At 64.0% G+C, this 23,287-nt stretch carries 19 protein-coding genes and 1 pseudogene; 6 read left to right on the top strand and 14 right to left on the bottom strand.

Going from position 1 to position 23,287, the window contains the following annotated elements:
• Nucleotides 1–33: 33 nt before the first annotated feature.
• The 5 genes from betB (at nt 34) to selO (ending at nt 10,237) form a co-directional block, all read left to right on the top strand.
• Nucleotides 34–1,506 (top strand): betaine-aldehyde dehydrogenase, encoded by a 1,473-nt coding sequence (gene betB / locus HU764_RS24110; protein WP_099455585.1) that lies wholly within the window; start codon nt 34–36, stop codon nt 1,504–1,506.
• A gap of 76 nt (nt 1,507–1,582) precedes the next feature.
• Nucleotides 1,583–3,280 carry a choline dehydrogenase gene (gene betA, locus HU764_RS24115; RefSeq protein WP_186677138.1) on the top strand — a complete coding sequence of 566 codons (1,698 nt, stop codon included), beginning with the start codon at nt 1,583–1,585 and terminating at the stop codon, nt 3,278–3,280.
• Between the two features lie 251 nt (nt 3,281–3,531).
• Nucleotides 3,532–5,274 carry a potassium/proton antiporter gene (locus HU764_RS24120; protein ID WP_027592369.1) on the top strand — a complete coding sequence of 581 codons (1,743 nt, stop codon included), beginning with the start codon at nt 3,532–3,534 and terminating at the stop codon, nt 5,272–5,274.
• A 36-nt stretch (nt 5,275–5,310) separates the two neighbouring features.
• Nucleotides 5,311–8,628, top strand: coding sequence for a mechanosensitive channel MscK (mscK, locus tag HU764_RS24125; protein WP_186702440.1), 3,318 nt, complete (start codon nt 5,311–5,313; stop codon nt 8,626–8,628).
• Nucleotides 8,629–8,776: 148 nt separating this feature from the next.
• Nucleotides 8,777–10,237 carry a protein adenylyltransferase SelO gene (selO, locus tag HU764_RS24130; protein WP_186677126.1) on the top strand — a complete coding sequence of 487 codons (1,461 nt, stop codon included), beginning with the start codon at nt 8,777–8,779 and terminating at the stop codon, nt 10,235–10,237.
• 110 nt (nt 10,238–10,347) lie between these two features.
• On the opposite strand, the gene HU764_RS24135 is transcribed toward selO, so the two are convergent.
• Both HU764_RS24135 and HU764_RS24140 read right to left on the bottom strand, forming a co-directional pair.
• Nucleotides 10,348–11,121: a ParA family protein gene (locus tag HU764_RS24135; protein ID WP_027592366.1), complete on the bottom strand. Its 774-nt coding sequence runs from the start codon at nt 11,119–11,121 to the stop codon at nt 10,348–10,350.
• A gap of 110 nt (nt 11,122–11,231) precedes the next feature.
• Complete coding sequence (locus tag HU764_RS24140) at nt 11,232–12,131, bottom strand: LysR family transcriptional regulator (RefSeq protein ID WP_027592365.1); 900 nt, start codon at nt 12,129–12,131, stop codon at nt 11,232–11,234.
• A 165-nt stretch (nt 12,132–12,296) separates the two neighbouring features.
• Here HU764_RS24140 and HU764_RS24145 point away from each other — a divergent pair, with 165 nt between their 5' ends.
• Nucleotides 12,297–13,484 carry an MFS transporter gene (locus tag HU764_RS24145; RefSeq protein ID WP_225935768.1) on the top strand — a complete coding sequence of 396 codons (1,188 nt, stop codon included), beginning with the start codon at nt 12,297–12,299 and terminating at the stop codon, nt 13,482–13,484.
• Between the two features lie 13 nt (nt 13,485–13,497).
• On the opposite strand, the gene HU764_RS24150 is transcribed toward HU764_RS24145, so the two are convergent.
• The 12 genes and pseudogenes from HU764_RS24150 to HU764_RS24205 all read right to left on the bottom strand — a co-directional run bounded on the left by HU764_RS24150 (nt 13,498) and on the right by HU764_RS24205 (nt 23,285).
• Nucleotides 13,498–13,968, bottom strand: coding sequence for a type II secretion system protein GspM (locus HU764_RS24150; RefSeq protein ID WP_186677119.1), 471 nt, complete (start codon nt 13,966–13,968; stop codon nt 13,498–13,500).
• On the bottom strand, nt 13,965–15,077 hold the full coding sequence (gspL, locus tag HU764_RS24155) for a type II secretion system protein GspL (RefSeq protein ID WP_186702442.1): 1,113 nt from the start codon (nt 15,075–15,077) through the stop codon (nt 13,965–13,967). Before gspL ends, HU764_RS24150 begins: the two co-directional genes overlap by 4 nt.
• Nucleotides 15,070–15,927 (bottom strand): type II secretion system minor pseudopilin, encoded by an 858-nt coding sequence (locus tag HU764_RS24160; RefSeq protein WP_099455594.1) that lies wholly within the window; start codon nt 15,925–15,927, stop codon nt 15,070–15,072. The genes gspL and HU764_RS24160 overlap by 8 nt, the downstream gene beginning before the upstream one ends.
• A complete protein-coding gene (gene gspJ / locus HU764_RS24165) occupies nt 15,924–16,508 on the bottom strand; it encodes a type II secretion system minor pseudopilin GspJ (protein ID WP_186677108.1) in 585 nt (194 codons plus the stop codon). The genes HU764_RS24160 and gspJ overlap by 4 nt, the downstream gene beginning before the upstream one ends.
• Nucleotides 16,495–16,878, bottom strand: coding sequence for a type II secretion system minor pseudopilin GspI (gene gspI / locus HU764_RS24170; RefSeq protein WP_186677106.1), 384 nt, complete (start codon nt 16,876–16,878; stop codon nt 16,495–16,497). The genes gspJ and gspI overlap by 14 nt, the downstream gene beginning before the upstream one ends.
• Complete coding sequence (gspH, locus tag HU764_RS24175) at nt 16,856–17,320, bottom strand: type II secretion system minor pseudopilin GspH (RefSeq protein WP_186702443.1); 465 nt, start codon at nt 17,318–17,320, stop codon at nt 16,856–16,858. The genes gspI and gspH overlap by 23 nt, the downstream gene beginning before the upstream one ends.
• Entirely contained in the window at nt 17,317–17,763 is a 447-nt protein-coding gene (gene gspG / locus HU764_RS24180; RefSeq protein WP_099455598.1) for a type II secretion system major pseudopilin GspG, read from the bottom strand. The genes gspH and gspG overlap by 4 nt, the downstream gene beginning before the upstream one ends.
• A 1-nt stretch (nt 17,764) precedes the next feature.
• Nucleotides 17,765–18,952: pseudogene (gene gspF / locus HU764_RS24185) on the bottom strand (type II secretion system inner membrane protein GspF); the annotation flags it as partial.
• A 20-nt stretch (nt 18,953–18,972) separates the two neighbouring features.
• On the bottom strand, nt 18,973–20,436 hold the full coding sequence (gspE, locus tag HU764_RS24190; protein ID WP_186677087.1) for a type II secretion system ATPase GspE: 1,464 nt from the start codon (nt 20,434–20,436) through the stop codon (nt 18,973–18,975).
• Nucleotides 20,433–22,274 (bottom strand): type II secretion system secretin GspD, encoded by a 1,842-nt coding sequence (gene gspD / locus HU764_RS24195; RefSeq protein WP_186677085.1) that lies wholly within the window; start codon nt 22,272–22,274, stop codon nt 20,433–20,435. Before gspD ends, gspE begins: the two co-directional genes overlap by 4 nt.
• Nucleotides 22,271–22,768: a hypothetical protein gene (locus tag HU764_RS24200; protein WP_186702445.1), complete on the bottom strand. Its 498-nt coding sequence runs from the start codon at nt 22,766–22,768 to the stop codon at nt 22,271–22,273. Before HU764_RS24200 ends, gspD begins: the two co-directional genes overlap by 4 nt.
• A 4-nt stretch (nt 22,769–22,772) precedes the next feature.
• A complete protein-coding gene (locus HU764_RS24205; protein WP_186702446.1) occupies nt 22,773–23,285 on the bottom strand; it encodes a cytochrome b in 513 nt (170 codons plus the stop codon).
• Between the last annotated feature and the right edge of the window lie 2 nt (nt 23,286–23,287).

The raw sequence follows: 23,287 nt of genomic DNA on the forward strand, positions 1-23,287 counted from the left end.
TAGCCAACCACACACTGCACTTGCGAGGACACTATGGCCCGTTTCGGAACGCAAAAACTCTACATTGATGGTGGTTATGTCGACGCTGGCAGCGATGCCACCTTCGAGGCCATCAACCCGGCCAACGGCGAAGTCCTCGCGCACGTGCAACGTGCCACTCAGGCCGACGTCGAAAAAGCCGTCGAAAGCGCCGAGCGTGGCCAGAAAGTCTGGGCTGCGATGACCGCCATGCAACGTTCGCGCATCCTGCGCCGCGCCGTCGACATCCTGCGCGAGCGCAACGATGAACTGGCTCAGCTGGAAACCCTGGACACCGGCAAGTCGTACTCCGAAACCCGCTACGTCGACATCGTCACCGGCGCCGACGTGCTGGAGTACTACGCAGGCCTGGTGCCGGCCATCGAAGGCGAGCAGATCCCGCTGCGTGAAAGCTCCTTCGTCTACACCCGTCGCGAGCCGCTAGGCGTGACCGTCGGTATCGGCGCGTGGAACTACCCGATCCAGATCGCCCTGTGGAAATCCGCCCCAGCCCTGGCCGCTGGCAACGCGATGATCTTCAAGCCGTCGGAAGTCACCTCGCTGACCACCCTGAAACTGGCCGAGATCTACACCGAAGCCGGCCTGCCTGATGGCGTGTTCAACGTGCTGACCGGCAGCGGCCGCGAAGTCGGCACCTGGCTGACCGAGCACCCGCGCATCGAAAAAGTCTCCTTCACCGGCGGCACCACCACCGGCAAGAAAGTCATGGCCAGCGCCTCGAGCTCCTCGCTCAAGGAAGTGACCATGGAACTGGGCGGCAAGTCGCCACTGATCATCTGCGCCGACGCCGACCTGGACAAGGCCGCCGACATCGCGATGATGGCCAACTTCTACAGCTCCGGCCAGGTGTGCACCAACGGCACCCGCGTGTTCATCCCTGCCGAGCTGAAAGCCGCCTTCGAAGCCAAGATCGCCGAGCGCGTTGCCCGCATCCGTGCTGGCAACCCGGAAGACGAAAACACCAACTTCGGCCCACTGGTCAGCTTCCAGCACATGGAAAGCGTGCTGGGTTACATCGCCAAGGGTAAAGCAGAAGGTGCCCGCGTGCTGTGCGGTGGCGAGCGTCTGACCGAAGGTGACTTCGCCAAGGGTGCCTTCGTGGCCCCGACCGTGTTCACCGACTGCACCGACGACATGACCATCGTCAAGGAAGAAATCTTCGGCCCGGTGATGAGCATCCTCAGCTACGAGACTGAAGAAGAAGTCATCCGCCGCGCCAACGACACCGAATACGGCCTGGCCGCGGGCGTGTGCACCAACGACATCACCCGTGCCCACCGCATCATCCACAAGCTCGAAGCCGGCATCTGCTGGATCAACGCCTGGGGTGAATCGCCGGCCGAAATGCCGGTCGGTGGCTACAAGCAGTCGGGCGTTGGCCGTGAAAACGGTATCAGCTCGCTGGCTCAATACACGCGCATCAAGTCGGTCCAGGTCGAGCTGGGCGGCTACACCTCGGTTTTCTAAACCGCGTGTAGTCACGCCCGTGCCAGCGCGCACGGGCGTTCCCGCTCCCTGATCACCGCCAAACGAGGGTACTTAAATGTCCCAAGAATTCGATTACATCATCGTCGGCGCAGGTTCCGCCGGTAACACCCTGGCCACTCGCCTGACCGAAGACGCCAGCGTCACCGTACTGCTGCTGGAAGCCGGTGGCCCCGACTACCGCTTCGACTTCCGCACCCAGATGCCAGCCGCCCTGGCCTTCCCGCTGCAGGGCCGCCGCTACAACTGGGCCTACGAGACCGACCCAGAGCCGCACATGGACGGCCGCCGCATGGAATGTGGCCGCGGCAAGGGCCTGGGTGGCTCTTCGCTGATCAACGGCATGTGCTACATCCGCGGTAACGCCATGGACTTCGACGGCTGGGCAGAACTGCCAGGCCTGGAAGACTGGACCTACCTGGACTGCCTGCCGTACTTCCGCAAAGCAGAAACCCGCGACATCGGCCCTAACGACTACCACGGTGGCGAAGGCCCGGTCAGCGTCGCCACGCCCAAGGCTGGCAACAACCCGCTGTTCCACGCCATGGTCGAGGCCGGCGTGCAAGCCGGTTACCCGCGCACCGAAGACCTCAACGGCTACCAGCAGGAAGGTTTCGGCCCGATGGACCGTTCGGTGACCAAGAACGGCCGCCGTTCCAGCACCGCGCGCGGCTACCTGGACCAGGCCAAGAAGCGCCCGAACCTGACCATCGTCACCCATGCCCTGAGCGACCGCGTGCTGTTCGACGGCAAGCGTGCCGTGGGCGTGACCTACCTGGTCGGCGACAGCGAAGAGCGCGTCGAAGCCCGTGCCCGCAAGGAAGTCATCGTCAGCTCCGGCGCCATCGCTTCGCCGCAACTGCTGCAGCGCTCCGGCGTCGGCCCGCGCGCCCTGCTGGAAAGCCTCGACATCCCGGTCGTGCATGACCTGCCGGGCGTTGGCGAAAACCTGCAGGACCACCTCGAGCTGTACCTGCAGTACGCGTGCACCCAGCCGGTGTCGCTGTACCCGTCGCTGCTGTGGTGGAACCAACCGGCCATCGGCGCCGAGTGGCTGTTCAATGGCACCGGCATCGGCGCCAGCAACCAGTTCGAGGCCGGTGGTTTCATCCGCACCCGCCCTGAATTCAAGTGGCCGAACATCCAGTACCACTTCCTGCCAGTGGCGATTAACTACAACGGCTCCAATGGCGTGAAGGAGCATGGCTTCCAGGCGCACATGGGTTCGATGCGTTCGCCAAGCCGTGGGCGCATCCAGGCCAAGTCGAAAGACCCACGCCAGCACCCGAGCATCCTGTTCAACTACATGGCCACCGAGCAGGACTGGCAAGAATTCCGCGACGGCATCCGCCTGACCCGCGAAATCATGGCCCAGCCGGCGCTGGACCCGTACCGTGGTCGCGAGATCAGCCCGGGTGCGCACGTGCAGACGGACGAAGAGCTGGACAAGTTCATCCGCGAGCACGCCGAAACCGCCTTCCACCCGTCCTGCTCGTGCAAGATGGGCACCGACGACATGGCAGTGGTCGATGGTGAAGGCCGCGTGCATGGCATGCAGGGCCTGCGTGTGGTCGATGCGTCGATCATGCCGATCATCATCACCGGCAACCTCAACGCCACCACGATCATGATCGCCGAGAAAATCGCGGACAAGATCCGCAACCGCAAGCCACTGCCGCGCAGCACCGCCAAGTACTACGTGGCCAACGGTGCGCCAGTCAAAGGCAAGCCGATGCGTGAAGTGAAGCAAGGCTGATTGCCCTGAGGGCCGCTTTGCGGCCCATTCGCAGCACAAGGCTGCTCCTACCGGGGAACGCGCTCCCTTGTAGGAGCAGCCTTGCGCTGCGAAGAGGCCCGCCCAGGCAACACAAAAGAAGGCACCCCTCGCGGTGCCTTTTTTTCATCTGCAGAAACGCTTTACATGCTGCCAATTCATCAGGTTAGAATCAGTTGGCACGCGACTTGCCAGTCAAGCCCCCTTCCCGCGATATCCCGGAGTACCTGCCTTTGGATGCCAGCACCATCAACAGCCTGTTTCTGATCGGCGCATTGCTGGTGGGTGCAAGTATCCTGGTCAGTTCGCTGTCCTCTCGCCTGGGCATCCCTATTCTGGTGATCATTCTCGCCGTCGGCATGGTCGCCGGCGTGGACGGTGGCGGCATCATCTTCAACAACTACCCGACCGCCTACCTGGTGGGCAACCTGGCACTGGCGGTGATCCTCCTCGACGGCGGCCTGCGCACCCGCGTGGCCAGCTTCCGCGTGGCGTTGTGGCCGGCGTTGTCGCTGGCCACGGTAGGGGTGATGATCACCACCGCCCTCACCGGCCTGGTCGCGGCGTGGCTGTTCAATTTGAGCCTGATCCAGGGCCTGCTGATCGGCGCCATCGTCGGCTCCACCGACGCCGCGGCGGTGTTCTCGCTGCTGGGCGGCAAGGGCCTGAACGAGCGGGTCACCGCTACGCTTGAGATCGAGTCGGGCAGCAACGACCCGATGGCAGTGTTCCTCACCGTCACCCTGATCGACATGATCGCCAGCGGCCAGACCGGCCTGCACTGGAGCCTGCTGACCCACCTGCTGCGCGAATTCGGCATCGGTGGCCTGCTGGGCCTGGGCGGCGGCTGGCTGATGCTGCAACTGGTCAACCGCATCAACCTGGCCGGTGGCCTGTACCCGATCCTGGTGGTGGCGGGCGGCCTGGTGGTGTTTTCGCTGACCAACGCCCTGCATGGCAGCGGCTTCCTCGCCGTGTACCTGTGCGGCCTGGTACTGGGCAACAAGCCGATTCGCAGCCGCCACGGCATCCTGCACATGCTCGACGGCATGGCCTGGCTGGCGCAGATCGGCATGTTCCTGGTGCTGGGCCTGTTGGTCACGCCGCATGACCTGCTGCCGATCGCCCTGCCGGCCCTGGGCCTGGCACTGTGGATGATCCTCATTGCACGCCCCCTGTCGGTGGTCGCCGCGCTGCTGCCGTTCAAGGCCTTCCATGGCCGCGAGAAGGGCTTTATTTCCTGGGTCGGCCTGCGCGGCGCGGTACCGATCATTCTGGCGGTGTTCCCGCTGATGGCCGGGCTGCCCGATGCGCAGCTGTTCTTCAACCTGGCGTTCTTCATCGTGCTGGTGTCGCTGCTGGTGCAGGGCACCAGCCTGCCGTGGATGGCCAAGCTGCTGAAGGTCACGGTACCGCCAGACCCAGCGCCGATCTCCCGCTCGGCGCTGGAAGTGCACATCACCAGCGAGTGGGAGCTGTTCGTCTACCGCCTGGGCGCCGAAAAATGGTGCATCGGCGCGGCCCTGCGCGAGCTGAAGATGCCCGAAGGCACACGGATTGCCGCACTGTTCCGGGGCGAACAACTGCTGCACCCGTCGGGCAGTACGGTACTTGAGGTGGGCGACATGCTCTGCGTGATCGGCCACGAACATAACCTGCCCGCGCTGGGCAAGCTGTTCAGCCAGGCGCCGCAACGTGGCCTGGACCTGCGCTTCTTCGGCGACTTCGTGCTCGAAGGCGATGCCGAACTCGGCGCCGTGGCCGCACTTTACGGCCTGAAACTCGACGGCCTGGACGCAAAAATGCCGCTGGCGCAGTTCATCCGACAGAAGGTCGGAGGCGCTCCAGTAGTAGGCGACCAGGTCGAATGGCATGGCACGATTTGGACCGTGGCGACCATGGACGGGAACAATGTCCAGAAAGTGGGCGTCAGATTCCCCGAAGGAACGCGACCCGGACCAGGATTGTTCCTCTAAACTCCGTTTCTGCCTGATCCACAATGTAGTCTGCCTATGTCCCTGCGCGTGTACCTTCGCACAGCCCTGTTCGGGCTGTGCTTGTCCCTCTCGTTCGCGGCCACCGCGAACGCCGCGGCCGAAGCGCCGACCACCGCCAGCATCCAGCACAGCCTCGACAAGATCGCCGAGCGCAAACTGCCCGAGGCCGATCAGAAGGCCCTGCAGCAGGTGCTCGAACAAACCCTGAGCCTGCTGGCCAGCAAGGAAGACAACGAGCGCAAGCTCGCCGCGCTGAAGCAACAGCTGGCCGGCGCACCGAAAGAAACCAGCGACAGCCAAAAAGAATTGGCCCGGCTCAAGGAAAGCAAGCCGCAGCCTGTCGCGCAGCGCTATGCCACCCTCTCGGTGCCCCAGCTGGAGCAACTGCTCAGCGAGCGCAGCACCCTGCAAGGCGAGCTGCAAAAGGCGCTGTCCGAAGCCAACAGCCTGATCATCAATTCCCAAACCCGCCCAGAGCGCGCCCAGGCCGAGATCAGCAACAGCCAGGCCCGCTCCCAGCAAATCAACAATGCCCTCAAATCTGGCAAGGACAACGGCAAGGCGCTCAACGCCGACCAGCGCAACCAGCTCAGTGCCGAGCTCGCTTCGCTCAATGCACTGACCCTGCTGCGCCGCCAGGAGCTGGCCGGCAACAGCCTGTTGCAAGACCTTGGCAATGCCCGCCACGACTTGCTGATCGAGCGCGCCACACGCCTGGAGCAGGAGATCCAGGACCTGCAGACGCTGATCAACGACAAGCGCCTGGCTCAATCCCAGGAAGCGGTCACCCAGCAGTCGATCGAAGCCCAAAAGGCCGGCGGCAGCAGCCTGTTGGCCACCGAAAGCACGATCAACCTCAAGCTGTCCGACTACCTGCTGAAAAGCACCGACCGCCTCAACGAGCTGACCCAGCAGAACCTGCGCACCAAACAGCAGCTCGACAGCCTGACCCAGGCCGACCAGGCCCTGGACGAGCAGATCAACGTGCTCAAGGGCAGCCTGCTGCTGTCCAAGATCCTCTACAAGCAGAAGCAGACCCTGCCGCACCTGAAGGTCGACCGCGACCTCGCCGACCAGATCGCCGACACCCGCCTTTACCAGTTCGAAATCAACCAGCAGCGCGAGCAGATGAGCAGCCCGGTCACCTACGTCGACAAGCTGCTGGCCAACCAGCCGCCGGAAGACGTCACGCCGCAACTGCGCAAGGCCCTGCTGGAAGTGGCGATCACCCGCACCGACCTGCTGGAGCGCCTGAACCGCGAACTGTCGGCGCTGCTCAACGAATCGATCACCTTGCAGCTCAACCAGAAGCAGTTGCTGGGCACGGCCCAAGGCCTGCGCACCACCCTCGACGAGCAGATGTTCTGGATCCCCAGCAACAAGCCGCTGGACTGGGACTGGCTGCGCTATGTGCCGGAGCGCTTTGCCAGCCAGGTCGCCGACCTGCCCTGGGGTTCCGGCCTCAAGGAGCTGGCCGATGGCTTGAGCCAGCGCCCGCTGCTGTTCCTGCCGCTGCTGCTGGTGATCGGCGCCCTGCTGTGGCGGCGCAAATACCTCTACCTGCGCTTGAGCAAGGTCCACCAGGACATCGGCCACTTCCGCCGTGACAGCCAGTGGCACACGCCCCAAGCCATCCTGATCAACATTCTGTTGGCGATGCCGGTAAGCCTGGGCCTGGCCCTGTGCAGCTATGCCCTGCAGATCGACGCCCGCGGGCAAAACGCCAACCTCGGCGCGGCGCTGTGGCAGTTGGCCCAGGCCTGGCTGGTGTTCTACACCGCCTACCGCATCCTCGCCCCTGGCGGCGTGGCAGAAGTGCACTTCCGTTGGCACAAGCCGCAGGTCGAATTCCTCCGGGGCTGGGTGCGCAGGCTGGGTACCGTGGTGCTGGCACTGGTCGGCGTGGTGGCGGTTGCCGAGCACCAGCCTTCGGCACTGGCCGATGATGTACTCGGCATCGGCGTGGTGCTGACCTGCTACGCGCTGATGGCCTGGCTGCTCAGCCGCCTGCTGCTGAGCAGCCCGGCGCACCGCGACACGTCGCTGTTCCGCAAGGCCGTCGGCGTGGCGTTCACCGCCCTGCCGATCGCCTTGTTCGTCGCAGTGTGCTTCGGCTACTACTACACCGCGCTGAAGCTGACCGACCGGCTGATCTACACCCTGTACCTGCTGCTGTTCTGGCTGGTGATCGAAGCGGCGTTCGTGCGGGGCCTGTCGGTGGCCGCACGGCGCCTGGCCTACCAGCGCGCCCTGAGCAAACGTGCAGCGGCCAAAGAAGGGCTGGATGGCGAAGTCATCACCGAAGAGCCGACGCTGGACATCGAGCAGGTCAACCAACAGTCGCTGCGCCTGATCCGCCTGGCCTTGCTGGGTGGCTTCATTGCCGGCCTGTACTGGGTGTGGTCGGACCTGATCTCGGTGTTCGCCTACCTCAACAACTTCACCCTGTACGAATACACCAGTGGCACCGGCACTGCCGCCAGCATGGTGCCCATCAGCCTGGGCGACCTGCTCGGCGCGCTGGTGATCGTCGGCATCACCTTCGCCCTGGCCGGCAACTTGCCGGGTTTGCTCGAGGTGCTGGTGCTGTCACGCCTGAACCTGGCCCAGGGCAGCGCCTACGCCACCACCACGCTGCTGTCGTACACCATCGTCGGTATCGGCATCGTCAGTACCCTGTCGACCCTCGGCGTGAGCTGGGACAAGCTGCAGTGGCTGGTAGCGGCCTTGTCGGTTGGCCTGGGCTTCGGCATGCAGGAGATTTTCGCCAACTTCATCTCCGGCATCATGATCCTGTTCGAGCGCCCGGTGCGCATCGGCGACACCATCACCATTGGCAACCTGTCCGGCACGGTGAGCAAAATCCGCATCCGCGCCACCACCATCACCGACTTCGACCGCAAGGACATCATCGTCCCCAACAAGACCTTCATCACCGGCCAGTTGATCAACTGGTCGCTGACTGACACGGTCACCCGGGTGACCTTGAAGCTGGGCATCGACTACGGCTCCGACCTCGACCTGGTGCGCGACCTGCTGCTCAAGGGTGCCCATGAGAACCCGCGGGTGCTCAAGGACCCGGAGCCGATCGTGTACTTCCTCAACTTCGGCGAAAGCTCGCTGGACCACGAACTGCGCATGCACGTGCGTGACTTGGGCGACCGTAACCCGACGCTGGACGAGATCAACCGCTACATCAACCGCGAGTTCAAGGCGCATAACATCAAGATCTCGGTACGCCAGGTCGAGGTGTTCCTGATGGATCAGAAGGGTGGCAAGCAGCAGTTGATTCCGCTGGAGCAGCCGAAATCGGATGGCACTGAAGCGGTATAAAGGGGCTCGAATACCGTATTCTGTTCTGAATCCTTGCGAGGGCTGCGCCCTCGATCGCAGGCAAGCCAGCTCCTACAGGGGGCTGCGCTAGCCATCAGGCGATGGGCCGCGAAGCGGCCCCCTTGGCACCGATTTCCAGGAGCAACCCGTGAAAGCCCTCGACCAACTCAGCTTCGACAACCGCTTCGCCCGCCTGGGCGATGCGTTTTCCACCCAGGTCCTGCCCGAACCCATCGCAGACCCGCGCCTGGTGGTGGCAAGCGAGTCGGCCATGGCCCTGCTCGACCTCGACCCCGCGCAAGCCGACTTGCCGGTGTTCGCCGAGTTGTTCAGCGGCCACAAGCTCTGGGAAGAAGCCGACCCACGCGCGATGGTCTACTCCGGCCACCAGTTCGGCTCGTACAACCCGCGCCTGGGCGACGGCCGTGGCTTGTTGCTGGCCGAAGTGCTGAACGATGCGGGCGAACATTGGGACCTGCACCTCAAAGGCGCTGGCCAGACCCCGTATTCGCGCATGGGCGACGGCCGCGCCGTGCTGCGCTCGTCGATCCGCGAGTTTCTCGCCTCTGAAGCCCTGCACGCCCTCGGCATCCCGACCAGCCGGGCGTTGTGCGTGATCGGTTCGAGCACCGCGGTTTGGCGTGAAAGCCGCGAAAGCGCGGCCATGCTCACGCGCCTGGCACAGAGCCATGTGCGCTTCGGCCATTTCGAGTACTTCTACTACACCCGCCAGCCCGAGCAACAACGCGTGCTGATCGACCATGTGCTGGAGCAGCACTACCCCGAATGCCGCGAGGCCGAACAGCCCTACCTGGCCATGTTCCGCACGATCGTCGAGCGCAACGCCGAGCTGATTGCCCGCTGGCAAGCCTATGGTTTCTGCCACGGGGTGATGAACACCGACAACATGTCGATCCTCGGCATCACCTTCGATTTCGGCCCCTTTGCCTTCCTCGACGACTTCGACGCCAACTTCATCTGCAACCACTCCGACGACCGTGGCCGCTACAGCTACAGCAACCAAGTGCCTATCGCCCACTGGAACCTCAGTGCGCTGGCCCAGGCGCTGACCACGGTGATCGAAGTGGAACCGCTCAAAGAGGCGCTGGGGCTGTTCTTGCCGTTGTACCAGGCGCATTACCTGGACCTCATGCGCCGGCGCCTGGGCCTGACGACCGCCGAGGATGAAGACCTCGCACTGGTCGAGCGCCTGCTGCAATGCATGCAAAAGGGCGGCGTGGACTACACCCTGTTCTTCCGCAAACTGGGTGAACAGCCGGTCGCCGAGGCGCTGAAGGTCGTCCGCGACGACTTCATCGACCTGCTGGCTTTCGACGCCTGGGGCGCGGACTACCTTGCCCGCTGCGCGCGTGAGGCCGGGAACGGCGAAGGACGGCGTGAACGCATGCATGCGGTGAACCCGCTGTACGTGCTGCGCAACTACCTGGCGCAGAAGGCCATCGAAGCGGCCGAGGCCGGGGATTACAGTGAAGTGCGCCGGCTGCACCAGGTGCTGAGCCGGCCGTTCGAGGAGCAGGCCGGGATGCAGCCATACGCCCAGCGCCCGCCGGAGTGGGGCAAGCACCTGGAAATCAGCTGTTCATCGTGATGCCTGGAAGGTGCTTGCCTTGAGGCTTTCTGTGCCTGTAAGACCGAGCGCCGCGCGGGCGGCGCTCGGTCTCTGCCCCACCACAACGCTCACGCCCTACCCTTGAACCCCTAAGCGTTTTCTTCCAGCAACGAATGCAACGCCACAAACTGCTGGGTCAGCTTGTGCCGTGGTTCCAGGTGAATCAGCGGCAAGCTGGCGTGGTGCGACTCGCGCATCTTCACCGAACTGCCCAGGTAAACCGGTAGCACCGGCAGGCCTTCGGCCAGCAGTTCGTCGAGCATCTGCTGGGGCAGGCTGGCGCGGGACTGGAACTGGTTGACCACGATGCCCTCGACCAGCAGGTCCTCATTGTGGTCATCTTTGAGCTCTTCGATTTCCGCCAGCAGGCCGTACAGGGCCTGGCGCGAGAAGCTGTCGCAATCGAAGGGGATGAGCACGCGATCGGCCGCGATAAGCGCAGAAACCGCATAAAAATTCAGCGCCGGCGGCGTGTCGATGTAGATCCGCTCGTAATCCTCGTCCAACTCGTCGAGCAACTTACGCAGCTTGTTGATCTTGTGCTTGGCCTCAAGCTTGGGCTGCAGGTCAGCCAGTTCGGCGGTGGCCGTCACCACATGCAGGTTGTCGAATGGCGTTTCGTAGATATCGACCTTGTTCTTTTTGCTGAAGGGCCCGCTGGACAGGCTTTGCTTGAAGAAATCGGCGATCCCCATGGGGATATCTTCACCCGTCAGGCCGGTGAGGTACTGAGTCGAGTTTGCCTGGGCATCCAGGTCGATCAACAAGGTCCGGTAACCTTCGCTGGCACTGACCGCCGCCAGGTTACAAGCGATGCTCGACTTGCCCACGCCACCTTTCTGATTGAACACCACGCGCCGCATGAGAGACCTCCGTGTATCAACGAATGCCCGAGTATGTGGTGGCTCGCCAGCGAAGGCCAGCGGCAATTGTCGGGTGATGATGGCGAACTGATCGCGATGCCCGGGCGCCACTACGAAGGCTTCGTGACCTGCCCGGTCAACAGCTCGGCAAACGCCTTGGCCATCGCTGAGCTGCCGTGTTCGCGCTGCACCAGCCACACCGCGGTCATCGCGCCTTCATCCAACAAGGTGCGGTACACCACACCCTCGATGCGCATGCGCTGGAACGAGGCCGGCAATACCGAAACCCCCAGCCCCGCAGACACCAGGCCGATGATGGTCATCGCCTCCCCCGCCTCCTGGGCAAAATGCGGGCTGAACCCGGCGTGCCGCGCCAGGCTGAGCAATTGCGCATGCAGCCCACTGCCATAGCTGCGCGGAAAGAACACGAACGGCTCATGCGCCAGGGAGGCCATGTGCACCCCCTGCTCGGTGCCCACGGCCAAGGGGTGCGAGGCATTGATCACGGCCACCAGCGGCTCGCGAAACAGCTCGGTCGCCACCAGGCCCTCCGGCAACGGCATGGGCCGCATCAGCCCCACCTCGATGGACTCGTCAAACACCGCTTCAGCCACATCACGGCTGCTCAACTCCTTGAGGTTCAGGTGCACGGCCGGGAAGCGCTGACGAAAGGCATGGATTGCCTTGGGGATTTTCGAGGTAAATGGCGCCGACGAGGTAAAGCCGATCTTCATTTCGCCGAGCTCGCCAAGTTGCGCCCTGCGCGCCACATCGGCTGCCTTCTCCACCTGTGCCAACACCTGGCGTGCTTCCTCCAAGAATAACCGCCCCGCCTCGCTCAGTTCGACCCGACGATTGGTACGGTCGAACAGACGGGCACCCAGCTCCTGCTCCAGCGCCTGGATTTGCTGGCTCAAGGGGGGCTGCGAAATGCCCAACTGCTGGGCCGCGCGGCCAAAGTGCAGCTCTTCTGCCACAGCAATGAAGTAACGCAGATGGCGCAGTTCCATGATCGGCTCCAAACAAGTCGCTAAACGTCTTAAATAGGTCGAACAATATATTGGATCTAATCATTAGCCAGCTATATGCTTTTTTCATTGCGCCAGAGGTACCCGCCCGTGAAAACTGCTGTAGCTCCCCTTCCCGTCGACCCAGAACCTGCCCCCCTTAACGAAATGTGGATCGAGAAAGGCACCCCCGCCTTCATGAAGACCGTGCTGGCCCTGTTCAGCGGCGGCTTCGCCACCTTCGCCCTGCTGTACTGCGTACAACCGATGATGCCCCTGCTGTCGCAGGAGTTTTCCATCAACGCGGCGCAGAGCAGCCTGGTGTTGTCGGTATCGACTGCCATGCTGGCGTTCGGCCTGTTGATCACCGGGCCGATCTCCGACCGCCTCGGGCGCAAACCGGTGATGGTGTTTGCGCTGGTCTGCGCGGCCCTGTCGACCTTGGCCAGCGCGGTGATGCCGACCTGGGAAGCGGTATTGGCGACACGTGCACTGGTCGGCCTGTCATTAAGCGGCCTGGCGGCAGTGGCCATGACTTACCTGAGCGAAGAGATCCACCCGCAGCACATCGGCCTGGCCATGGGCCTGTACATCGGCGGCAATGCCATCGGCGGCATGTGCGGGCGCCTCATCACCGGGGTACTGATCGACTTCGTCAGCTGGCACACAGCCATGCTGACCATCGGCGGCCTGGCACTGGTCGCGGCGCTGGTGTTCTGGAAGGTCCTGCCTGAATCACGCAACTTCCGCCCGCAGGCCGTGAACCCTCGCAGCCTGCTGGACGGCTTCGTCATGCACTTCAAGGACGCCGGGCTGCCTTGGCTGTTCCTCGAGGCATTCCTGCTGATGGGCGCCTTCGTCACGCTGTTCAACTACATCGGCTACCGCCTGCTGGCAGGGCCTTACCACATGAACCAGGCGCTGGTCGGCTTATTGTCGGTGGTGTACCTGTCGGGTATCTACAGCTCTGCGCAGGTCGGCGCACTGGCGGACAAGCTGGGGCGGCGCAAGGTGTTCTGGGTCAGTATCGTGGTGATGGCGGGCGGCTTGCTGATGACCTTGGCCAGCCCGCTGGTGATGGTGATTCTCGGCATGCTGGTGTTCACCTTTGGCTTCTTCGGTGCCCACTCGGTGGCCAGCAGCTGGATCGGGCGGCGGGCGTTGAAGGCCAAGGGCCAGGCTTCGTCGCTGTACCTGTTCTGCTACTACGCAGGGTCCAGTGTCGCGGGGACCGCGGGTGGGGTGTTCTGGCATCAATGGGGCTGGAACGGCATCGGCCTGTTCATTGGCAGCCTGCTGGCGGTGGCGTTGCTGGTGGCGTTGCACCTGAGCCGCCTTCCCGCCAAGACAGCCTGATCATCGCCTCGCTTCAGGCCTCGCTCAATGCCAGCGCAAAGCGGGCCTGAAGCCACTCACCGTCTACGTGCAGCTGGATGTTGCGCACGCCTCCGGTGTCTCGGCCCAGGCTGTGCAACCAACTGAACACCGCAGCAGGCGGGCCTTGCAGGCTGATATCCACCTGCTCCGCCCGGGTTTCCAGCGCGGTGATGGAAAGCCCGGCCACACGAGCGCTCTCGCTCAGGCTGGCGGGGGTAAGCCGCTCGACCGAGCCTTGCGAACGCACCGGCGCCCGCGAGACACGCTGCAGTTGCGCGCCCAGCGCCTGCGCTCGCAGCAGTTTTTGCTCAGCCTGCTGCAGGCGGGCCTGGGCCGGTAGCCAAGCGAGTTGCCAGGCCGCGATAAACGCGAGGCCCCACAGCGCAACGTTCAATGACGTGCGCCGGCCAGCCGGTAACTGCTGCCATTGGCGCACCCATACCGATTCATGCCAACGTTTCATTCGGCCTCCTGCCACGAGAGCGCAGCCCGTACGCCGTGTTCAGACTGGCTTGCATGCTCCACCAGCAACCCGGGAACCCGTTCGCGAAGGCGCTCCAGGTCACCAAAGCCTTGCGCGGCAACGTCCATGCGCCAGCTGCCAGCGGGGTCTGATTCGGCCCGTTCGAGGGTGACATTCCCGGCGGAGACCAGATGCTCGGCAAACCACGCCAACCGCTCCACAGCGGTCGAGGGCATGGTCCGCTGTTCAAGAGCAACGATGCGCGCCGCCAGATCAGGCCCCACTGGCTGATCGGGCGCCCAACGCTGAAACGCCATGACGTTTTCGGCCTGCTGCTGTGTTGCACGCTGCAAAACCCATTCGGCACGCAAGTAATCGGCAACGCTGGCCATCAGCACGATCAGCGCCAGCCCTGCCGCCAACCCATGCCAGCCTGGGCCCTTGCGCCGTCGACGCAAAGCGCCCTGGCGCAGGTCGATCGCGCCCGCACGCCCTTGCACCAGGGTAGCCAGGGCGCTAGGGACCGGGTGGTTGCACAGCGCCATGCCCGGGTGGTGTGTTTCGGCCATCCAGGCCATGCGCGGGAGCTGACGCGCCAGTAACTGAGCGGCGTCGGCACTGACTGCCAGACGCGCGCAGCCACCGCCGCCGAGCAGCCATCGCCCCTCGAACCACAGCGCGCACGCTTCATTGCCTCCCAGCAGGTCGGCGTCGACATGCACAGCAACGGGGTCGATGCCCTGCGCCTGCAACAGCGACAGCAGCTGCTGAAAACCTTCCAGCGCCACCATCAAAACCCTTCTGCAGCCCTGCTCATCCGCTGCCCCGAATGCCAGGTGAGAGGTTTCCAGCGGGGATGCCAGCTGTTCTTCGGCGGCATAGGCCAGCGACTCGCGTCGGGGGCGCTTGCCAGGCACTGGCCCGATCACACAGCACCCGGCCATTTCCATCGGCACGATCACCACCACCGCTGCACCTGGCAGCGCTGCCGGTAGGTCGCCCAGTTGCGTTCGCTGCTCCAGGCCCTGCGCCGTGCGCACAATCACTGGCCACGAGGTATCGGCTGCGGCCATACCCTCGGCCAGCAGAAACAGAAAAACTTCACTCATCTGGCCTTAGCTCCGGCTGTGCAGAAAAAACACGACGCACCACCCGAACCTGGTCGGTGTTCAGGTCGATTTCCACGTCGCTGTAGAGGTACATGCGCTTGTTACCCAGCACGGCCTGGACCTCCAGGCGGAACCATCGGCTGGCTGTTGTCAGGCCATGGTTTTGAATGCCAAGGCCGATGAGTTCGGGCAGCGCCAAGAAGCGCTGGACGCTGGGGTACCCCGCGGCGGGGCGCACATCCACCAGGCGCTGTGCAACCGATAACTCCACCCCCTCCAGTGCTCCGAGCATGCGCGCCGAGGCCGTGTTGACGTTGAGCGCCGCCCGAGGTGGCAGCGCCACTACCCACGGCTGCAAACGCGTCATCATCTCGCCGCTGACACCCGGTAGCGCCCGCAACTGGGTAGGGTCGAGCAGCGGCTTGCCGGCCAGTGCGTCCAGCGCAGGTGGCTCGATCTGCAATGAATGGCAGAGGCGCTGCCACCGTTTGAGCAGGACCGGGTCGAGTGTTTTCCCCGCAGTCAGTGCAGCCAGGTTAAACCGCCCAGAGAGGTCTTCCAGGCGTAGTTGCACGCGCCCTTCTTGGACATCCAGCGTTTGTTTTCGCGCCCAGGGCTGGCCGCCATGGGTCACCTGCAGCAGGGTGTCACGCTGCTGCTTCAATTCAACCAAGGCGAGGCGCTCTCCGGCGTGTGCGAGCTGTTGCAGGCGTGATGCCTCGATTTGCTGACGGATGCCCCCGATCAGCCCCTGTTGGCTGCGCAACATGCCGGCAACCATCAGGGTCAGCAGGGTCATGACCAGCAACACCGTGATCAACGCCACGCCGCGCTGTCGCGCCCGGCTCACAGGCTGCTCCCCGCCAGCGGCAGCACGCGGCGTATCCCTTGCAAACGCTGGGTCGACAAGGTGATTTCGAGGGCTTGGGGTGGATGCACCTGGGCCGGCGGCCAGCTGGTTTGCCACCCAGCGCCGTTAGCGTGTAACCGCCAACGCAATTCGACGACCCCTTCGAGCAGCCGCTGAGGCTGCCCCACGCCGTGTTCCAGCGTGCGACGTTGACGCCACAGCACGCCGTCCGCCAGCCAGTACTCGACCACTCTCAGGTCGCTGCGTGGCAACGGCTGGCTATCGCGCTCAGCCCCTAGCAGCCAGCCTACCCGCTGCTGTTCCAGCTGCACGCTGTAACCTGCGCGCCTGCTCTTTGGCGCAGGCCAGTAGCTCTGCAGGGCATCACGCTGCAGCACACTCATGGCCCGGCCCAAGGCCCGTAGTTCATCGGCTTGCGCCTGACGTACGCTATCGGCCCGCACCAGTGCGTCCAGCAGCAGGCTGCTGCCGGTCGCCAGCAAGGCAAAGATGGCCAGCGCCAACAGCAGCTCCAGCAAGGTAAAACCCTGCTGGCCACGGGCACCGTCACTGCGTGGCATCGCCAGCCTCCAGCCAGCCCGTGGCCAGCTGCAGGGGCTGCGGATCAGCGGCCAGGCCCACGCGCACGTCAACTTCGACAAGAGCCGCTTGAGCCAGGCGCCGCCTCGACTCGGCCACGACCCAACTGCGCTGGTCGAAACTGACTTCCAGGGTGCGACGCCCAACAGCCGATGGCGCCTGCAAGCGTAATTCGGTCAAGTGATTGTCGGCGATCCAGCTGGCGAACAAGCGATCACGCCCCCCCTGCGACTGCGCCAGCACATGCTGGGTGGCAGAGGTCACTGCCGCGGCCAGCACGGCGAACACCGACAATGCCACCAGCACTTCCAACAGGGTGAAACCGCGTTCAGCGTTCGAGCCAGGGGTCATTGAGGCCATCGCTCGTGAGGGAGGCAAGGCGCACGCCCGCCTCATGAAAGTGCAATGAAAACGGGGTGTATTCATCGGTGCTGGCAAATACCAGTTGCGCGCCGCTGGCTGCCCCGTGAAGCACCACCGCCACGCCGTCGATTTCCAACTGCAGGTCCAGCTCGATGGCGCGCCGCTGGCCCGCCGCCGCCCACACCTGCCCCGCGCGCAGCATCAATTGGTAGCCATGGGGATCGATGCGTAGCCCCAGTGCTTGCCCTTCGAGCACCGCTTGCTGCCTGGCATGCTGCACCACTTGCAGGAGCAGGCCGGCTTCTCGATAGGCCAGCCGTTGCCGATCCCCCCCACCCGCCAGCCCTGCCATGCCCAAAGCAATGCCTGCCAGCAGCATCACCAGCAACAGTTCAAGCAAGGTAAAGCCCCGCGAGCGGCGCAATGTCATTCGGCCCAGTTTCCGATATCCGCATCCCTGTCTTCGCCGCCCGGTTGGCTGTCAGCGCCCAGCGAGTACAGGTCATAGCCCTGTCCGGAGCGCGTGCCGGGGTTGGCGTACTGATAGGGGGCACCCCAAGGGTCGGACGCAGCAGTCTTGAGGTAGCCTTGCGTATTCCACTGGCGTGGCAGCGGGGCCACGGTCGGGCGTTTGACCAGCGCTTGCAGGCCTTGGGCTGTGGTCGGGTAGCGCCCGTTGTCCAGGCGGTAGATTTCCAGCGCAGTGGAGATGGACTGTATATCGGTGCGCGCTGCCGTGAGCTTGGCGTGATCCGGGCGGCTCATGACATTGGGCAGCACCAGCGCCCCCAGTACGCCCAGGATGATGACCACGACCATGATTTCGATAAGTGTGAAGCCGCGTTGCAAACGCCGTGTAGAGCCAAGGGGCATGTCAGTTGACCAGTTGATTGAGGTTGAGAATGGGCAGCAGGATGGCCAACACGATGAACAGCACGATGCCACCCATCATCAGCAGCATCAGCGGCTCACACAGGCTCACCAGAAGCGAGATCCGCCCGGCGAGTTGTTTTTCCTGAAGGTCGGCGGCGCGTTCGAGCATGCTTTCAAGTTCGCCTGCCCGTTCGCCGCTGGCGATCATGTGCAGCATCAGTGCAGGCAATGCCTCGCTGCGCGCCAGGCTGCTGGCCAGGGACGCGCCTTCGGCGACCTCGCGGGCGGCCGTTTGCAAACGCTCACGCAACACCAGGTTGCCGACCACCCCGGCGCCGATGCTCATGGCCTCGACCAGCACCACGCCGCTTCTGCCCAGAATCGCCAGGGTGCTGACGAAACGCGCGGCGTCACTGGTGCGGACCAGCTCCGCAAAACCCGGCAGGCGCAGCGCAATCGCATGCCAATGCCGCCGCCTTGCTGGCGCACGAAGCGCCAGGGCAATCACCGCCGCAAGCACCAACAACAGCACCACGGCCAGCAGGCCGTAGCGGCCGGTCGCATCGCTGAGGGCGATCAGTACTTGAGTTGCCAGGGGCAGTTGGGCATGGTCGCGGGCAAACGCCTGCACCACGTCAGGCACCACGTAGCCCAGCAGAAACCCTACGACCAGCAGCGATACGATCATCAGGATCAGCGGGTAGACCATCGCCAGCTGGACTTTCTGGCGCAGGGCCTGCTGGTTCTCGCCATGCCCGGCCAGGCGTTCGAGCACACCGGCCAGGTCACCCGAACGCTCGGCTGCCGCGACCGTTGCGCGATACACCACCGGGAAGGCCGAGGGGTAGCGCGCCAGCGCGTCGGCCAAGGTATTGCCTTCGGCCACACGCTCGGCCACGCCTAGCATTACCTGCCTGACTTGACGCTGGTGCTTCTGCACCGCTACTGCGTGCAGGGCCTCGGTCAACGGCATGCCCGCCTGCAGCAAGGTCGCCAGTTGCCGGGTCAACAGGCAACGACGCGCGAGGTTCAAGCGGTTGCTGCTGCGCACGGACGCAAAGGGCGATCGCCGTTGCGCCTCAATCGTCAAGACCACCAGCCCCTGCTCACGCAATTGCTGCCGCGCCTGGCGCGCACTGGTGGCGTCCAACATGCCGCGCTGGCGGGCGCCGGCAGCGCTCTGGGCTTGTTAACGAAAAACGGCCATGCTCAGTCCTGGCCCGTCACGCGCAGCAGTTCCTCGACGCTGGTCTGGCCAAGGCACACACGCTCGACGCCATGCTGGAACAGGCTCGGCGTATCGCTGCGGATCAGCTCACGCATGTGCGCCTGCGAGGCACGCCCGTGAATGGCCTGAGCCAGTGCGGGGTTGACCACGACCATCTCGTGCAAGGCCACGCGCCCGCTGTAGCCCAACTGGCACTCAATACACCCTGCGGCCTTATACAGTTGCGTGGGTAACGTCGCGGGGTTGCCCAGGGCATTCGCCGTAGCGTCGTCCACTGCGTAGGCGACCTTGCAGTGCGGGCACAGCACCCGCACCAGCCGCTGGGCCATGACACCGGCAAGGGAAGACGCCAGCAGGCAGGTATCCACGCCCATGTCCGCCAAACGGGTAATGGCCCCCAGGGCACTGTTGGTGTGCAGGGTCGAGAGCACCAGGTGCCCTGTCAGCGAGGCCTGCACGGCGATATCGGCGGTTTCCCGGTCGCGGATCTCACCCACCATGACCACGTCCGGGTCCTGGCGAAGAATGGCCCGCAACCCGCGAGAAAAGGTCATCTGGACCTTGGTGTTGACCTGCGTCTGGCCGATGCCGGGCAGGTGATATTCGATGGGGTCCTCGACGGTGAGGATGTTGCGCGACGTCTGGTTGAGCACCGAGAGCGCCGTGTAAAGCGTGGTGGTCTTGCCGGAGCCGGTCGGCCCGGTCACCAGGAAAATGCCGTGGGGTTTTTCCAGCATGCCCAAAAACCCACGGCGCACCGACGCCTGCATCTGCATGTGTTCCACGTCCAGGCGCACCGCCTGTTTGTCCAGCAAGCGCAGCACTACCCGCTCACCATGGGCAGCGGGTAAGGTCGACACCCGCACATCCACTTCATGGCCTGCCAGGCGCAGGCTTATGCGACCGTCCTGCGGCACACGCTTTTCGGCAATGTCCAGGCGAGCCATGACCTTGATTCGCGATACCAGCAACGCGGCCAGCGCCCTTGGTGGCGTCAGCACTTCACGCAGGACCCCATCGATGCGCATGCGCACGCGCAACTGCTGCTCGAAGGTTTCCAGGTGAATGTCCGAGGCGCGCGACCTGACGGCTTCGCTGAGCAACGCATTGAGCAAGCGGATGATCGGCGCGTCGTCCTGTTGATCGAGCAGGTCGCTGGTCTGCGGCAACGCCTCAGCCAGGCGGGTCAGGTCGATTTGCTGGTCGAGCCTCTGGATCACCGTCTGCGCCGCATCCTGCGCGCCGCCGTAGCAAAGGGCGAGCTGCGCGGCAAACTCGCCTTCATCCACCAGGCGCAACGGCCAGTGGTTGCCCACCAGGCGCAACGCCTCTGACAGCGCATCCAGCGATGCGTTATCGCGCATCAGCAAAGCGGGCTTGGCGGCCTGTTGGGCCAGGAGGACGCCGTGGCGCCGGGCGAAGTGGAACGGCAACAACTCACTCACAAGCCGGCCTCCTCGACAGTGGGCAGGCGGCGGACATCGAACAGGCGCTGAGGGTCTTGCGGCACGTTCGAAGGGTCGGCTGCGCGCACGTCGTCATACGCCCGGCGCCCTGCTTCGATCAGCTCAGCCTCACCACGCAAAATGGTTGGCCGCAGGAATACCATCAGGTTGGTCTTTTCCTGGGTGTCCCGGGTCCAGCGAAACAACCCGCCCACCCACGGTATGCGGCTAAGCAGAGGGACACCACGCTGCTCGGTACGTATGCTGTCCTTGATCAAACCGCCAATCACGATGATCTCGCCATCGGCGGCGAGGATGGTGCTCTTGAGCGTTCGCTTGTTGGTGATCAGGTCACCCTCGACCGTGCTCGGCGCCAGTTCGGAGCTTTCCTGCTCGACTTCCAGGCGCAGGCTGCGGCCTTCATTGATGTGCGGGCGGACCTTCAGGCTGATGCCGATGTCCTTGCGTTCGACGGTGGTGAACGGGTTGTCCGCGCCGCTGCCCGCTGTGGTGTAGGAGCCGGTCTTGAAGGGCACGTTCTGGCCCACCAGGATGTGTGCCTCCTGGTTGTCCAGGGTCAGCAGGCTTGGGGTTGAGAGCAGATTGCTCCGGCTATTGCTGGCCAGCGCGGAGACCAGCAGCCCGAAGCGGTCGGAGCCTATCGCCAGCGCCGCGCCGCTGGGCAAGGCCTTCTCCGGCCCCAACAGGTTCGCCAATGAAGTACCGCTGTCAGGGAAGGTCACCCCGCCCTTCACGCTCCCGGTATCGACGCCCCATTGCAGCCCCAAGGCTTCGTTGATGTCGCCACTGACTTCGACGATTGCCGCATGTATCAACACCTGCGCACGAGGCTGATCCAGCTGCTGGATAATCTGTACCACGCTGCCCAAGGTCTGAGGCTCGCCTAACAGCACCAACGCATTCTGGCTGGTATCGGCTTTGACCATGGCCCCTGCCGCCAGCGGCTGGCCCAAGCTTTCCGTGCCCGCCTTGCCATCCAGGCGCTTGCCGACTTCACCCAGCACCTCGGCCAATTGCTCGGCGTTGCCATGCTGAAGACGCACCACCCGCCAGTTTTGCGATGACGCAGGCGCAGGGGCATCGAGGTCGTTGGTCAGTTGCGCCAGGCGTTGGCGAGCCTTTGCCGGGCCGAGAATCAACAGACGATTGCCACGCGGGTCGAGCAGCACCCGAACACCGCTGTCCGGGCCGCCCGCAGACGCTTCGACCACCGGCAGCACGTCACTGGCCTGGGCGGTGCGCAGGGTCACCAGTTCGTAGTCGTGCCGCTGGCCGCTGTCGAGTTGCACAACCAGGGCTTGCAGGCGATCGAGGTTGGCAGCCGAATCGGTAACCACCAGGGCATTGGCTGAACTGGACGGGCCGATGTAACCGTTGCTCGATACCAACGGCCGCAGCAGCCCGGCCAGGTCAGCGGCAATGCTGCCGGAGAGGGTGAATACCCGTGTGGTGAATGCCGAAGGGATCGCATCGACCTGTTGGTTGGCCCAGGCCTTGGCTTCACTGGCCGGCAGCACCAACAGCCGATCACCGTCGTTGACTGCAGCAAAACCTTGGGCATTGAGCACGGAGTAAAACAGCCGTCGAATGCCCTCGCGGTCATGCGCTTGATTGGACAGTACCGTGATACGGCCTTGAACACGCGGGTCGAGCACGATCGTCTGGTCGAGGATCGCCCCTACCTCGCGCACCACATCACGCACATCGGCGTCGCTCATTGCCAACTGCCAGGTAGGCTCATCAGCCAAGATCAGCGGGCTGGCCAGGGTCATGCAGGCACCGAACGTCGCAACGCGCAGGTATCGTTTGAAAGTCATTGCACCTCCCGCAACAAGCGGGGTGAATCAGCAGCGACACGGCCGGGGGTGGCCGTGTTACCAGTGGGGTGGAAGAGCGTGGTGTGAGTGCCAGACAGCGTTACGACTTCCTCACGGCCATCGACCCAGAGCGTGATGGAACGCACACCGATGCGCCTTAGCACACTGCCGCCCGCAAGCCTGTCGCCAACCCGGTGCACGCCTTCGCCCTCGCGGCTAGCCACCAGCGCCCAGGCATCGCCGCGGCTGGAAACAAAGCACGCCTTGAGCACGATGCCGGCTTGGTTCGAGGACTGCTGGCCAGGTGCACTGAAACCAAATGCCAGCGCCAGCGCTGCAGTGGACAGGGGCTGCTCCGGTGCAGGTGGCGCAGTGGTCGCGTGTGCCTGCACAGCAGATGCGTCGATACCTGGGCGCGCCATTTCACGCACGCCCAGGATGACCACAGCCACCAGCAGCATTGCAATCCAGGGCAGATAGGAAGAGCGTTTCATGGGTTCAAGGCAACATCCGACGCAATACGCGTCGCCCGCTGAGCTCATGGAAAACCACTGCACCAACGTGCAGCAACACGCCCAGTGCCAACAGAGAACTCGCCACGATGTGCAGCTTCGACCACGCGGCCAGCCAGAACCAATCGCTCAACAGGGGGGCCAAGGTAAACCAGCCAAATACGTCGATTGGCCCGTCCATCATCAGCACGCCGGACAACAGCACCACGGCCGTCACCCAATAAAGGCCTTCATGAACCAGGTGGGCGATCAACTGCCCGGCGGGGTCATCATGTACAGCGCCTGGCCTGGGTTTAAACAAGCGAACCAGCCAGCGCACCAGGAACAGGGGAATGAAAAGGGTCGTCAGGCTGACGTTGACGAAGCCAATGAGGCTGGCAGTAGTGGGCTCAACATCGAAAATTGCAACGTAAAAGCCACTGACCAGCGCCCAGACGATCACCACGGCAGAGACCCAGTGCAACAGCACCTGCTGCCAGCAATACTTGTGTTCATGCATTG

It is taken from the genome of Pseudomonas kermanshahensis (assembly GCF_014269205.2).
Taxonomy (GTDB): domain Bacteria; phylum Pseudomonadota; class Gammaproteobacteria; order Pseudomonadales; family Pseudomonadaceae; genus Aquipseudomonas; species Aquipseudomonas kermanshahensis.

What these genes read in the sequence shown, in the direction of transcription:
- gspD (WP_186677085.1), bottom strand. Translation starts at nt 22,274, where the DNA reads ATGACTTTCAAACGATACCTGCGCGTTGCGACGTTCGGTGCCTGCATG.
- gspL (WP_186702442.1), bottom strand. Translation starts at nt 15,077, where the DNA reads ATGAGTGAAGTTTTTCTGTTTCTGCTGGCCGAGGGTATGGCCGCAGCC.
- betB (WP_099455585.1), top strand. Translation starts at nt 34, where the DNA reads ATGGCCCGTTTCGGAACGCAAAAACTCTACATTGATGGTGGTTATGTC.
- HU764_RS24205 (WP_186702446.1), bottom strand. Translation starts at nt 23,285, where the DNA reads ATGCATGAACACAAGTATTGCTGGCAGCAGGTGCTGTTGCACTGGGTC.
- HU764_RS24145 (WP_225935768.1), top strand. Translation starts at nt 12,297, where the DNA reads ATGTGGATCGAGAAAGGCACCCCCGCCTTCATGAAGACCGTGCTGGCC.
- betA (WP_186677138.1), top strand. Translation starts at nt 1,583, where the DNA reads ATGTCCCAAGAATTCGATTACATCATCGTCGGCGCAGGTTCCGCCGGT.
- HU764_RS24150 (WP_186677119.1), bottom strand. Translation starts at nt 13,968, where the DNA reads ATGAAACGTTGGCATGAATCGGTATGGGTGCGCCAATGGCAGCAGTTA.
- gspJ (WP_186677108.1), bottom strand. Translation starts at nt 16,508, where the DNA reads ATGCCACGCAGTGACGGTGCCCGTGGCCAGCAGGGTTTTACCTTGCTG.
- gspH (WP_186702443.1), bottom strand. Translation starts at nt 17,320, where the DNA reads ATGACATTGCGCCGCTCGCGGGGCTTTACCTTGCTTGAACTGTTGCTG.
- gspG (WP_099455598.1), bottom strand. Translation starts at nt 17,763, where the DNA reads ATGCCCCTTGGCTCTACACGGCGTTTGCAACGCGGCTTCACACTTATC.
- HU764_RS24135 (WP_027592366.1), bottom strand. Translation starts at nt 11,121, where the DNA reads ATGCGGCGCGTGGTGTTCAATCAGAAAGGTGGCGTGGGCAAGTCGAGC.
- HU764_RS24140 (WP_027592365.1), bottom strand. Translation starts at nt 12,131, where the DNA reads ATGGAACTGCGCCATCTGCGTTACTTCATTGCTGTGGCAGAAGAGCTG.
- mscK (WP_186702440.1), top strand. Translation starts at nt 5,311, where the DNA reads ATGTCCCTGCGCGTGTACCTTCGCACAGCCCTGTTCGGGCTGTGCTTG.
- gspI (WP_186677106.1), bottom strand. Translation starts at nt 16,878, where the DNA reads ATGACCCCTGGCTCGAACGCTGAACGCGGTTTCACCCTGTTGGAAGTG.
- HU764_RS24200 (WP_186702445.1), bottom strand. Translation starts at nt 22,768, where the DNA reads ATGAAACGCTCTTCCTATCTGCCCTGGATTGCAATGCTGCTGGTGGCT.